The 11,861-nt window shown below is 62.6% G+C and carries 9 protein-coding genes and 4 tRNA genes; 4 read left to right on the plus strand and 9 right to left on the minus strand.

Annotated elements, in window-relative coordinates; translation table 11 throughout:
• Positions 1-3 precede the first annotated feature (3 nt).
• Together BN1120_RS02320 and BN1120_RS02325 are read left to right on the plus strand one after the other, a co-directional pair.
• Positions 4-801 (plus strand): DUF1338 domain-containing protein, encoded by a 798-nt coding sequence (locus tag BN1120_RS02320; RefSeq protein WP_039039589.1) that lies wholly within the window; start codon positions 4-6, stop codon positions 799-801.
• Positions 802-982: 181 nt separating this feature from the next.
• A complete protein-coding gene (locus BN1120_RS02325) occupies positions 983-1,234 on the plus strand; it encodes a hypothetical protein (RefSeq protein WP_010673837.1) in 252 nt (83 codons plus the stop codon).
• A 39-nt stretch (positions 1,235-1,273) separates the two neighbouring features.
• Here BN1120_RS02325 and BN1120_RS02330 read toward each other — a convergent pair whose 3' ends face one another.
• Complete coding sequence (locus tag BN1120_RS02330) at positions 1,274-1,900, minus strand: HAD family hydrolase (protein ID WP_042014544.1); 627 nt, start codon at positions 1,898-1,900, stop codon at positions 1,274-1,276.
• A gap of 164 nt (positions 1,901-2,064) precedes the next feature.
• Between BN1120_RS02330 and BN1120_RS02335 the strand changes: the two genes are divergently transcribed.
• Complete coding sequence (locus tag BN1120_RS02335; RefSeq protein ID WP_042014545.1) at positions 2,065-3,429, plus strand: MDR family MFS transporter; 1,365 nt, start codon at positions 2,065-2,067, stop codon at positions 3,427-3,429.
• Between the two features lie 79 nt (positions 3,430-3,508).
• On the opposite strand, the gene nifJ is transcribed toward BN1120_RS02335, so the two are convergent.
• The 4 genes from nifJ to yqfB all read right to left on the minus strand — a co-directional run bounded on the left by nifJ (position 3,509) and on the right by yqfB (position 9,058).
• A complete protein-coding gene (gene nifJ / locus BN1120_RS02340) occupies positions 3,509-7,054 on the minus strand; it encodes a pyruvate:ferredoxin (flavodoxin) oxidoreductase (protein ID WP_042014546.1) in 3,546 nt (1,181 codons plus the stop codon).
• A gap of 242 nt (positions 7,055-7,296) precedes the next feature.
• Entirely contained in the window at positions 7,297-7,656 is a 360-nt protein-coding gene (locus tag BN1120_RS02345; protein ID WP_111736082.1) for a DUF1622 domain-containing protein, read from the minus strand.
• 61 nt (positions 7,657-7,717) lie between these two features.
• Positions 7,718-8,638: an alpha/beta hydrolase gene (locus BN1120_RS02350; protein WP_042014548.1), complete on the minus strand. Its 921-nt coding sequence runs from the start codon at positions 8,636-8,638 to the stop codon at positions 7,718-7,720.
• Positions 8,639-8,725: 87 nt separating this feature from the next.
• Entirely contained in the window at positions 8,726-9,058 is a 333-nt protein-coding gene (gene yqfB, locus BN1120_RS02355) for a N(4)-acetylcytidine aminohydrolase (protein WP_042014549.1), read from the minus strand.
• Positions 9,059-9,328: 270 nt separating this feature from the next.
• Here yqfB and BN1120_RS02360 point away from each other — a divergent pair, with 270 nt between their 5' ends.
• On the plus strand, positions 9,329-11,161 hold the full coding sequence (locus tag BN1120_RS02360; protein WP_042014550.1) for an SLC13 family permease: 1,833 nt from the start codon (positions 9,329-9,331) through the stop codon (positions 11,159-11,161).
• A gap of 243 nt (positions 11,162-11,404) precedes the next feature.
• Here the strand turns inward: BN1120_RS02360 and BN1120_RS02365 are convergent.
• The 4 genes from BN1120_RS02365 to BN1120_RS02380 all read right to left on the minus strand — a co-directional run bounded on the left by BN1120_RS02365 (position 11,405) and on the right by BN1120_RS02380 (position 11,807).
• A tRNA-Leu gene (locus tag BN1120_RS02365) sits at positions 11,405-11,488 on the minus strand.
• Positions 11,489-11,496: 8 nt separating this feature from the next.
• Positions 11,497-11,573, minus strand: a tRNA-Met gene (locus BN1120_RS02370).
• Positions 11,574-11,609: 36 nt separating this feature from the next.
• Positions 11,610-11,684: transfer RNA gene (locus BN1120_RS02375), tRNA-Gln, on the minus strand.
• Positions 11,685-11,730: 46 nt separating this feature from the next.
• Positions 11,731-11,807, minus strand: a tRNA-Met gene (locus BN1120_RS02380).
• Positions 11,808-11,861: the final 54 nt, after the last annotated feature.

Below are 11,861 nucleotides of genomic sequence, written 5' to 3' on the forward strand. Positions count from 1 at the left end.
GAGATGCAAAAGGATATCGACACCCTGTTTGGCCATCTGTGGGACAACTACATTCAGGTCACCCCCAGTGCTCACAAGGTTCATCAACTGCTGGGCGGCGGTGCCCCCATCATCAACGATCACGTGGCGTTTCGGACCTACAACCTGCCCAAGCTCGGTCTCGAGAAACTGGCGGCCCACTTCCGTGCCCTGGGGTACGAAGAGAAGGGCGAGTATGTGTTCAAGGCCAAGAAGCTCTATGCCAAACACTTCGAGCATAAAGATCCTGATGCGCCCAAGGTGTTCATCAGCGAGCTGAAGGTGGAAGAGCTCTCCGAAGGTGCCCAGGCCATCATCCACAAGCTGGTGGATCAGGTACCCGATCACCTCACCGACACCCCGGCTTTCCTCTACGCCGGCGCGCCCTGGCAGGTCTCCCACACCGACTACCAGACCCTGCTGGCAGAGAGCGAGTATGCCGCCTGGATGGCCGCCTGGGGTTATCGTGCCAACCACTTCACCGTCAACATCAACCGCCTGAAGGACTTCGACACCATCCAGCAGGTGAATGCGGCGCTCAAGGCGGCAGGCTTCGTGCTCAACACCGTTGGCGGCGAGGTGAAGGGCGATCCCGAGGTGATGCTGGAGCAATCCTCCACCATGGCAGACAAGGCCGAGGTGCCCTTCAGCGACGGCGTGCGCACCATCCCGAGCTGCTTCTACGAGTTTGCCCTGCGCTACCCGCAGGCCGACGGCGTGCTCTACCCTGGCTTCGTCGAAGCGTCGGCCGACAAGATCTTCGAATCCACCAACGCCATGTAATGGCCGCCATGAAAACAACGCCCCGCCTGGGGCGTTTTTTTATGGATTTACGCCGACCTGACACCCTCTTTACCTCCCCTTGACCCATCAGTTCGCGGCGATTCGCTAGCATGATGCCGCCCGCTGCCGTGGGCCATCGCCGCACCGTGCCGGTGTATGCCACCTGTTTTGGAGTCATGCCATGAAGATTGTTCTGCCTTTGCTGTTTTCCCTCACTACTCTGACCGCCGCAGCGGGCGATCAGGGCAGCCGTACCCCGCCCAAGCCTCCGCACGAGCTGTCGGTCGAGATGAAAGCGGCGTTTGAGAACTGCAAGGAGCATGGCAAACCGGGGGAGTCGGAATTTGACAACTGCATGTCAGATCTGGGATTTGAGCGGCCGGACGGCCCGGTACCGGCAGGTGGGAAGGAGGGGGAGAATGAGGCCGAGTAAGCTGGTGCGGGCCCGTCGGTTAGGATGGGCCCGCACCGCTCACACCCGTTGCAGCGTCCCTTCGGTGGCCAGCAAGGTGGTCATGCCGGCGGCCTTGCCCGCCTGAATGCCTATCCGGGTGTCTTCAAACACCAGGCAGTTGGCCGGGTTGGCGCCGAGCTGCTCGGCCACTTTCAGGAAGGTGTCCGGGTGGGGCTTGTGATTGACCACATCATCGGCACTCACCAGCACGGAGATGAAGGCATCGAGCCCGGTCTGACGCAGGATGTGCGCCGCATGTTCCCGGGTTGAGCCGGTGCCTATGCCCATGGGGACCTTGCCGTGGTACTGCCTGACCAGCTCCCACATGGCGGGAAACACCCGGACGTCGTCGATCCGTGCCAGGTAGAGGGCCACCTTGCGCCGGGCAAAGGCTTCCACGTCGATGGTCATCCCGTGCTGCTCTGCCAGCATGGTCACTATCTTGCGGGTGGGGATGCCGCCGTACTCGTTGAGCTGTGCCCGATCAAACGGCAGGCCGAACTCGGCACTGGTGATTTCCCAGGCATCCAGGTGCAGAGGCATGGAGTCCACCAGGGTACCATCCATGTCGAAGATCAGGGCGTCGTACTCGTCGAATCGGGGCTGTTCACTCTGGTGATGATCGCAGGGGGATGACTGGGGCATGGGGGGCGTCCTCTTCGGCAAAGACTCACCCTAGCAGATCCAGCGCGCAGATGTCGCGACCTTCATCATGGTTGGCAGTGGTTTTGACCATCGACTAATGATTTATGAGACAATAATGTGCCTTGCACCCCCTGTGCCGATATCTCACATGAGCGAGCCTGCCTATGTCCCCCAAAACCGTCTTCTCGAGCGTGGCCCTGGTGATCGCCCTGGGCTCACTGGAAAAGAGCATCGTCACCACCCCCTTGCCCATCATAGGGGTTGAGCTGAACGCCGGTGCCGCCCTCACCTGGGTCGTGACCGCCTATCTACTGGCGGCCACTGCGGCCCTGCCCATCTATGGCAAGTTGAGCGACATGTTCGGCCGGGTACGCATGCTCAACATCGGTATCGGCCTGTTTCTGGCGGGATCCGTGGCCTGCGCCCTGGCCCAGGATCTGCCAACCCTGCTGGCCGCCCGCGTGCTGCAAGGGTTGGGGGGCGGGGGGCTGATCGCGCTCGCCTTCACCGTCATCGCCGACTGTATTCCGCCACGGGAGGTGGGCAAGTATCAGGGGTATATCTCGGCGGTCTATGCGGTCTCCAGCATCGCAGGCCCGCTGCTCGGTGGCTATTTTACCGAGCAGCTCAGCTGGCGCTGGATCTTCTGGATCAATCTGCCTCTCGGTGCCATCGCCCTCTGGCTGGTGAACCGCAATCTGGGTCACCTCAATGTGCGTCGCCACAGCCGCTTCGACTGGAAGGGAGCGGCACTGCTCATTACGGTCACCACCCTCACCCTGTTGCTGCTCTCGCCGGAAGCGGCCTTGCCCGCCGTCTGGCTCGCGGCTGCGCTGGGGGTTGCCCTGTTGCTGCTCGTCCTGGCTGAGCGGCGGGCGCACGACCCCATACTGCCAGCCCACCTGGTGCGCCTGCCGGGTTATCTGGTGAGCGTGCTGCTGGCGCTGGCCTCCCAGCTGCTGATGTTTGCCGTGCTGGTCTACCTGCCGTTGCAGATGCAGTGGCAAAAGGGGATGAGCGCCAGTGACAGTGGCGAGATCATGGTGATCTTCATGGTCTGCATCACGGCGGGGGCCTTCGTCGGCGGCAAGCTCATCGGTCGCACCGGTCACTACAAGCGTTTCGTGGTGGCAGGTTTTGCCCTGGCAGCGCTGGCCCTGTGGCAGATCCACTTCGACGTCTGGGCCAGACTGGGACTGGCGTTTGCCGGTATCGGCCTTGGTCTGGTGCTGCCGGCGCTGTCGGTGGTGGTGCAAAATGCCCTGCCGCGAGAAGATCGCGGCATCGGCATGTCCCTGTTCAACTTCGGCCGGGAGCTGGGCGGGGCGGTCGGTGTCGCCATCTGCGCTGTGTTGTTCCATGCCGCCCTGCCAGCAGGCAGCAGCCCCAATCTGGCCAGCCTGAGCCCGGCCGAACTGGCACCTGGTTTCAGCGCCACCTATATCGGCATGGCGCTGATCGCCACCGCCGCCCTGCTGGTCACCTTGCTGGCATTGAAGCGCCACGAGCTGGCCAGCAAGCACGCCTGATGGTTGCTATCGGATACAAAGAGGGCTCCCCATGGGGAGCCCTCTTTGTTTGGCCGTTAACCGCTCATGTGTGGGCCGTTTACTCCTGCGCTGGCGCCTCCTTGCCGGCGAGCTGGCTCAGCCAGGCGAAGCGACGGTTCGCATCCAGCTCCGCCTCCCGATAGAGCTGGGAGGCGATCTCCGGCAGCTGGCGCTCGAGGCGCTTGAAGCGGGGCTCCTGTTGCAGGGTCTCGGCAAGCGATACGCTGGGGGCCCTGGAATCCAGCGCCAGCGGCGCCTTGCCCTCCTCGCTGCGACGGGGGTCGTAGCGGTAGAGCGGCCAGAAGCCGGTGGCGGTCAGCTGCTTCATCTGCTCGTGGCTCTGGGCCAGATCGTAGCCGTGCTCCTCGCAGGGGCTGTAGGCGATGATGAGGGACGGGCCCGGGTAGGCTTCCGCCTCCTGAATGGCCTTCACCGTCTGGTTCATCTGGGCGCCGAGGGAGATCTGCGCCACATAGACGTGGCCATACATCATGACGCTGGCGCCGAGATCCTTGCGCGCCTTGCGCTTGCCCTGCTCGCCAAACTTGGTGATGGCGCCGAGCGGTGTCGCCTTGGATTGCTGGCCACCGGTGTTGGAGTAGCACTGGGTGTCGAGCACCAGCACGTTGATGTTCTCCCCCAGACTCAGCACGTGATCCAGGCCGCCGAAGCCGATGTCATAGGCCCAGCCATCGCCGCCGATGAGCCAGACCGACTTGTCCACCAGGTGGTCCGCATCCCGGGCCAACTCAGCCGCGCCCGGCTCGGTGCGGCCCTGCAGCAGGCTGCGCAACTGTTCGATATGGGCGCGTTGCTCGGAGACCGGCAGGCTGGCGTCTTGCAGCCCTTGCTGCAGCTCGGCCGGGACGACATCACCCAGACCCGCCATCAGGCGGCGTACCCGGTCGCGATGCTGATCCACGGTGAGCCTGAAGCCCAAGCCAAATTCGGCGTTGTCTTCGAACAAGGAGTTCGCCCAGGCCGGGCCACGGCCCTCGGCGTTGGTGGTGTAGGGGGTGGTGGGCAGGTTGCCGCCATAAATCGACGAGCAACCGGTGGCGTTGGCGATCAGCAGCCTGTCCCCGTAGAGCTGGGTCAGCAGCTTGATGTAGGGGGTTTCACCACAGCCTGAGCAAGCGCCGGAGTATTCGAACAGCGGCGAGATGAGCTGGGAGGTGCGAATGTCGATGCGCTCCAACTGCTCAGCCGTGCGCTCAGGCAGGTCCAGGAAGAAGTCGTAGTTCGCCTTCTGGGCATCGAGGTGGCCGAGCCTGGACTCCATGTTGATCGCCTTGCGGCTCGGATCGGTGCGATCCTTGGCCGGGCACACCTCGACGCAGAGGTTGCAGCCGGTGCAATCCTCAGGCGCCACCTGCAGCACATATTGCTGACCGCGCATATCGCGGGCCTTCACATCCAGCGCGTCCAGGGTCGCGGGGGCATCGGCCAGCGCGTCCTTGTCCACCACCTTGGCGCGGATGGCCGAGTGCGGGCAGGCCGCTACGCAGTAGTTGCACTGGGTGCACAAGTCCGCCTGCCAGATCGGCACCTCCTTGGCGATGTTGCGTTTCTCCCAGCGGGTGGTGCCCACAGGCCAGGTGCCGTCCGGCGGGAAGGCCGAGACCGGCAGGCTGTCGCCGAGCCCAGCCAGCATGGCGGCGGTGACGGTCTGCACGAAGTCGGGGGCTTTGGCCGACACCACGGAGGGGCGCTGGTGGCTGGATGGGTCAAGTGCCTGCAGCGGCACTGGGGTGAGAGCCTCGCAGGTGGCGGCCAGTGCCTGCCAGTTGCGCTCGACCAGCTCGGCGCTCTTGTTGCCATAGCTCGATGCGATGGCCTGCTTGAGCAACTCGGTGGCCTCTGTCGGCGGTATGATGGCGGTCAGCTGGAAGAAGGCCATCTGCATCACGGTATTGATGCGGTTGCCGAGCTGGCATTCCCGGGCAATCCTGGCGGCGTTGATGGTGTAGAGGCGGGCGCGTTTCTCGCGCAACACCTGTTGCACCTCTTGCGGCAGTCGCTGCCAGAGCTGTTCGGCGTCGTAGGGGCTGTTGAGCAGGAAGATCCCGTTCGGCTTGAGCCGCTCCGCCATCTGGTACATGTCGATGAACTGCCACTGGTGGCAGCCGATGAAGTCCGCCTCGTCCACCAGGTAGGCCGATTGCACCGGCCGTTCATTCACCCTCAGGTGGGAGACGGTGAGGCCCCCCGCCTTCTTGGAGTCGTAGACGAAGTAGCCCTGGGGATAGAGCGGGGTGTGATTGCCGAGGATCTTGATGCTGTTCTTGGCCGCTGAGACGGTGCCGTCGCTGCCAAGGCCGTAGAAGAGCGCCTCCAGCTTGTGCTGGTTGCCAAGGCCGGGGCTCGGATAATCGAGTTTCGGCAGGGGCAGGGAGAGGCCGGTGACGTCGTCGAAGATGCCGACGGTGAAGCGCGGCCTCGGGTTGTCCAGTGCCAGCTCATCGAAGATGGCCAGCACGCAGGCCGGATTGAACTCCTTGGAGGAGAGGCCGTAGCGACCGCCGATGACCCGCGGCAGGCTGGCACGCTCGCCCCGGCTGACCGCCTCGGCCAGCGCGCTCATCACATCCAGATAGAGCGGCTCGGCCTGGGCGCCCGGCTCCTTGGTGCGATCCAGCACCGCAATCTTGCGGGCGCTCTCGGGAATGACAGCCAGCAGGTGGGAGGCTGAGAAGGGGCGGTAGAGGCGTACCTTCACCAGCCCCACCTTCTCCCCTTTCTCGATCAGACGCGCTATCACCTCCTCACAGGTGCCGATGGCGGAACCCATCAGCACCAGCACCCGCTCGGCTTCTGGATGACCCAGATATTCGAACGGCTGGTAGTGGCGCCCGGTCTGTTCGCCGAAGGCTTGCATCGCCTCGCTCACGTGACGATAAGCGTCGTCATACCAGGGGTTGGTGGCCTCCCGGCACTGGAAATAGGTGTCCGGGTTGGCGGCGGTGCCGCGCACGACGGGGTGATCCGGGCTCAGGGCGCGCTCGCGGTGGGCACGGATGGCGGCTTCCGGCAGCAGGGCACGCAGGGTGTCGTCCGCCAGCGGCACTATCTTGGCTATCTCGTGGGAGGTGCGAAAGCCGTCGAAGAAGTGGATGAAGGGCAGCCGGCTGTTGAGGCTGGCCACCTGGGCGATCAGGGCAAAATCCTGCGCCTCCTGCACGTTGCTGGCACAGAGCATGGCGCAGCCGGTCTGGCGCACCGCCATCACGTCCGAGTGATCGCCAAAAATCGACAGGGCATGGGTCGCCACGGTACGCGCCGCCACGTGGAGTACGAAGGGAATGAGCTGACCCGCCAACTTGTAGAGGTTGGGGATCATCAGCAGCAGGCCCTGGGACGAGGTAAAGGAGGTCGCCAGTGCGCCGGTCTGCAAGGCGCCGTGGACGGTGGCGATGGCCCCGCCCTCCGACTGCATCTCGACCACGCGAGGCACGTCGCCCCACAGGTTCAGGCCCCGATCGCTCGACCAGGCCGACGCCTGCTCCGCCATGCTGGAACTGGGGGTGATGGGGTAGATGGCGATGACTTCGCTGGTGCGGTAGGCCACTGAGGCGACCGCGTTATTACCGTCTGTGGTGATCATGCATTGTCCACTTGCTATGCCAGTGTAAAGGCCGGCGACAGGGGGCCGGCCATGGATAGGTCACAAACATAGTAAGAGGGGGTGTTACTTGCATCAAACGGGATAAATAATCAGCGTGGATTCGATTATTTACTCATTTATTTTCAATCTGTTACGGTCATTTATTTATCATTGAACGACATGGGCCTGGCAGTGTTCCCATGTCGCGGCTCATGTAATCCACCCGGGGTTGTGGCTCAGGCTTATGTCTGTTTTTCCTGCTGGCGCTCGGCCTGGGCATCGAGCTCCTTGCCGAGGAAGTAGTTCAGGAAGGTGCGGATGACCGCGATGATGGCGAGGCGCACCAGCTCCTCCTTGCTCGGCGCCACCGTGGTGGCCAGGATGTCGGCGGCGAGCTGGAACTCCAGCGCCAGGATAAGCCAGCTGCCAAAGCAGAGCCGGATGCGGGGAAAGCCGGGCTCGTGATCCCGCACTCTGGCCGCCAGCCAGAGGGTCTTGCCAAGGCCGATGACCACGCAGGCGATGGAGATGATCTCCAGCAGCAGCTGGAACAGCTCCACCCCGTGCATCATACCCTCTTTCAGGCTCGCTATCTCGAACACTCGGGTTACCTCTCTGATTCAAAAGAGACACTTTTAACACGGCATGGGGGCCGGTTCCAACTCAGAGTCTTCTGAGCATCATGGCTATCTGGTCGATGAGCTGACGAGCGGCAGGGCTGATGGCCGCCAGTTGGAAGTAGCCATGGATGACGCCATGCTGCCGCTGGCAAGTGGCATCGACGCCAGCCTGCACCAGCTTGCCATACAGGGCTTCCCCTTCGTCGCGCAGCGGATCATATTCCGCCGTGACGATATGGGTCGGCGGTAATCCTGACAGGGCGGGATGGTGGAGCGGGCTGGCTTCGGGATGGCTGGGGGGCAGGCTGCCAAGGTAGGCGTGAAAACCGCTTGCGAGCATGTCCCGGGTGATGAGGTAGTCGTCACCGAGATCGCGGTAGCTTTGGCTCTCGCAGAGGGCATCCAGCATGGGATAGAGAAGCAGCAGGGCCTTGGGCAAGGGGGCGTTGGCAGCCTTGAGCCGCAAGGTGGTGATCAGGGCGAGATGACCCCCTGCGCTGTCGCCAGCAATGGCGAGACGTGCCGGATCCCCATGCCATTTCTCCACCTCGGCCATGATGGCCCGTGTGGCGGCCAGCGCATCGTCGTGAGCCGCAGGATAGGTGTGTTCCGGGGCGAGGCGGGTGTGTACGGCGAAGATCAGGGCACTGGCCCGGTTGCACAGCATCCGCATCTGGCGATCGTGGGTCTCGAAATCCCCGCTGACAAAACAGCCGCCGTGAAAATAGATCAGCACCGGATACGCGGGGTCCGGTTTGTCTGCGGGCCGATAGCAGCGGATGGCGTGGTGATCGGCCTGCCACTCTTCGATGGCGCCCACCTCTTCCCGCTCACCGCCCAACAGGGCAGAGGCTAGGTAGCCGTCACGGCGCGCCTGCCAGCTCAGCTGGCTCGCCTTGGGACGACCTGCGGCGATGAAGTCTGCCACCATGGCTGCGATGGCCGGTTCGAGTTGTTTTTCCATAAGACACCAATGACTGTATATAAAAACAGTCATTGTGCGCTTTTGGCCCGTGAGCGCAACCGGCGTTAGCTGAGGCAGCTCACAAAATCAGGCTTCAATCAGCACGAATTCAATCACATAGAGGGGCGGCAGTGCGGGGTAGATATCGCGGATCACATCTTTAAGCTCGGGGAGGGTCATGTTCTCCTGACGGGCGTGCTCGTCGCTCAGCGCCTCAAAGGCGACCGCCTTGACCGAGATGACTTCAATGGTGCCAAAAGGCTGGTGTTCCGGGTTGGTGAACAGGGCCAGGCGCTGGCCGGGCCGCCAGTTTGCCTCGCTCTCGTCGCGGATGGTGATGGTCTTTCGGCCAGCCTGGATGTCGGCGACAAAGCGGCTGAAGAAGGTGAATGCCGGGTAGGCCGGGGTGTGCTGGGTCATGTCGTCTCCGAAGGGCAAGGGGTGAGAGGGCGGCTCAGGCCGCGGCGGACCCATTTTAGGAGGGGCGGTGGGAGCGTGCAGCACTTTTTACCCCGACATGTGAAGGGCGACCGACTGCGTTCACGGACCGGTAAAATGGCCGCAACTGAACCTGAATGTGAGATGATGCGGTCTCCTCTTTCTTGATATGTAACAAATCAGGGGGATGGGCTCTGTGGTCTGATGGCGTCCGAGGCCGGCCGTGGTTGACGTTGAACAAAAGGAGCAAGTGTGAATTCCGAGTTGATCTGGGTGCTCAGCATGCTGGTGGGTGCCATTCTCCTGTTTATTACCAACAAGGTACGCATGGACGTGGTCGCCTTGTTGATCATCATCCTGTTCGTGTTGAGTGGCACCCTGACCCTGCCGCAGGCGCTGGCAGGATTCAGTGATCCCAACGTCATTCTGATTGCCGCCCTGTTCGTGGTGGGGGAGGGGCTGGTGCGTACCGGCATCGCCTATCAGGTGGGAGATGCCCTGGTGAAGGTGGCCGGCAGCAGCGAAACCCGCATGCTGGTGCTGCTGATGGTGGCGGTGGCGACCCTGGGTGCCGTGATGAGTTCGACCGGGGTGGTGGCCATCTTCATCCCCGTGGTGCTGAGCGTGGCGAACCGGATGGGGATCCCGGCGGGCAGACTGATGATGCCGCTCGGCTTTGCCGGCCTTATCAGCGGCATGATGACGCTGGTGGCAACCCCTCCCAACATGGTGGTGAACAGTGAACTGATGCGGCACGACATCCAGGGGTTCGGCTTCTTCGGCTTTACCCCCATGGGGGTCATCATTCTGGGGATGGGGATCCTCTACATGCTGCTGATGCGCAACCGTCTGGTGCGTGAAGGAGAGGAGGGCAAGGGCAAGCAGATGGGACGCAGCACCATGCGGGATCTCATCCGTGACTACCGGCTGGCCGGGCGAGCACGCCGACTGGCGATCCGGCCCGATTCCCCCCTGATCGGCCAGACCCTGGACGAGCTGCAATTGCGTGCTCGCTTCGGGGCCAACGTCATCGGGATGGAGCGCTGGCGCAAGTTCAGGCGGGTGATGGTCAGTGTCACCGGGGTGACCGAGTTCCAGGCCAAGGACGTGCTGCTCATCGACATGTCGGATCCCGAGGTGGATGTGCGGGAGTTTTGCAGCGAGGCGCGGCTCGAGCCCATGATATTGCGCGGAGAGTATTTCTCCGACCAGGCGCGGGAGGTGGGCATGGCGGAGGTCTCCCTCATCCCTGGCTCCCGGCTGCTCGGCAAGAGCATCCGCGAGGTGACCTTCCGTTCCCGTTACGGTCTGAGCGTGGTGGGGATCCGCCGGGATGGAGAGGCGCTGACCGGCAAGCTGGTGGACGAGGCGCTGCAGATGGGGGATACCCTGCTGGTGGTGGGGAACTGGAGCCTCATTCGTCAGTTGCAGACCCATCATCGCGATTTTCTGCTGCTGGGCCTGCCTGCGGAAGTGGACGAGATGGCGCCGGCCCGCAGCCAGGCCATCCACGCCCTGATTGCCCTCGGGGTCATGATAGTGCTGATGGTGACGGATCCCGTGCCCAACGTCATCGCGGCGCTCATCGCCTGCCTGCTGATGGGCAAGTTCCGCTGCATCGATCTGGAGAGTGCCTACAAGTCCATCCACTGGCCGACCCTGATCCTCATCGTGGGCATGTTGCCCTTTGCCCTTGCATTGCAGCAGACCGGCGGGGTGGATCTCATCGTCGGCGCGCTCATCTCGGCAGTGGGGGAGATGGGCCCCAGGGTGATGCTGGCCAGCCTCTTCGTGCTCTGTGCCGTCATCGGGCTCTTCATCTCCAACACGGCGACGGCGGTGCTGATGGCGCCCATCGCGCTGGGTACGGCCCATCAGATGGGGGTGTCGCCTTATCCCTTTGCCATGACCATCGCCATCGCCGCCTCGGCAGCCTTCATGACGCCGGTCTCGTCGCCGGTCAACACCCTGGTGCTGGGCCCGGGCAACTACAAGTTCATGGACTTCGTGCGCATCGGCGTGCCCTTCACCTTGCTGGTGATGGTGGTGAGCGTCATCGCCATCCCCTGGTTCTTCCCGTTCTGACGACAGCAAGCGATATGGCGGCCTGCGGGCCGCCTTTTTATTGCCCGCAGCGCTCTGCGAGATGAAAAGGGCGGCATCACGCCGGAGCAGGGCATTGCGCCGTCGCAGAGGAGAACACAAGGCGCAGCCGTTGATACATACGGGGCGTTGCAGGCGCACGATGGTGTGGAGAGGGGAAGAAGAGCGGCAAACGCCGGATACAAAAAAACCAGCCTGAGCTGGTCTGTTTGGTACTGCTTTCGATGGTGCGGAAGGAGAGACTCGAACTCTCACGCCTAGGGCGCCAGAACCTAAATCTGGTGCGTCTACCAATTTCGCCACTTCCGCAAGAATAATGGTGGCTATGACGGGATTCGAACCTGTGACCCCCGCATTATGAGTGCGATGCTCTAACCAACTGAGCTACATAGCCGTCTTGTGCACGACTTGCGTCGAATACAAGCAAAAATGGCTGGGGCACTAGGATTCGAACCTAGGTATGGCGAGATCAAAACCCGCTGCCTTACCGCTTGGCGATGCCCCAACAGTGTTCTTTGCAATCGGATGATTGAAGGAACGTTTTTCAAACATGGTGGCTATGACGGGATTCGAACCTGTGACCCCCGCATTATGAGTGCGATGCTCTAACCAACTGAGCTACATAGCCGTTTGTTGTCAACCACAAACGTGGAAGAGAACAGAAAAATGGCTGGGGTACTAG

The sequence above is a fragment of the Aeromonas caviae genome, assembly GCF_000819785.1.
Classification (GTDB): Bacteria; Pseudomonadota; Gammaproteobacteria; order Enterobacterales; family Aeromonadaceae; genus Aeromonas; species Aeromonas caviae.

Excerpts from the sequence above, each read along its gene's own strand:
- BN1120_RS02335 (WP_042014545.1), top strand. The coding sequence starts at position 2,065 with ATGTCCCCCAAAACCGTCTTCTCGAGCGTGGCCCTGGTGATCGCCCTG.
- yqfB (WP_042014549.1), bottom strand. The coding sequence starts at position 9,058 with ATGACCCAGCACACCCCGGCCTACCCGGCATTCACCTTCTTCAGCCGC.
- BN1120_RS02330 (WP_042014544.1), bottom strand. The coding sequence starts at position 1,900 with ATGCCCCAGTCATCCCCCTGCGATCATCACCAGAGTGAACAGCCCCGA.
- BN1120_RS02350 (WP_042014548.1), bottom strand. The coding sequence starts at position 8,638 with ATGGAAAAACAACTCGAACCGGCCATCGCAGCCATGGTGGCAGACTTC.
- nifJ (WP_042014546.1), bottom strand. The coding sequence starts at position 7,054 with ATGATCACCACAGACGGTAATAACGCGGTCGCCTCAGTGGCCTACCGC.
- BN1120_RS02320 (WP_039039589.1), top strand. The coding sequence starts at position 4 with ATGCAAAAGGATATCGACACCCTGTTTGGCCATCTGTGGGACAACTAC.
- BN1120_RS02325 (WP_010673837.1), top strand. The coding sequence starts at position 983 with ATGAAGATTGTTCTGCCTTTGCTGTTTTCCCTCACTACTCTGACCGCC.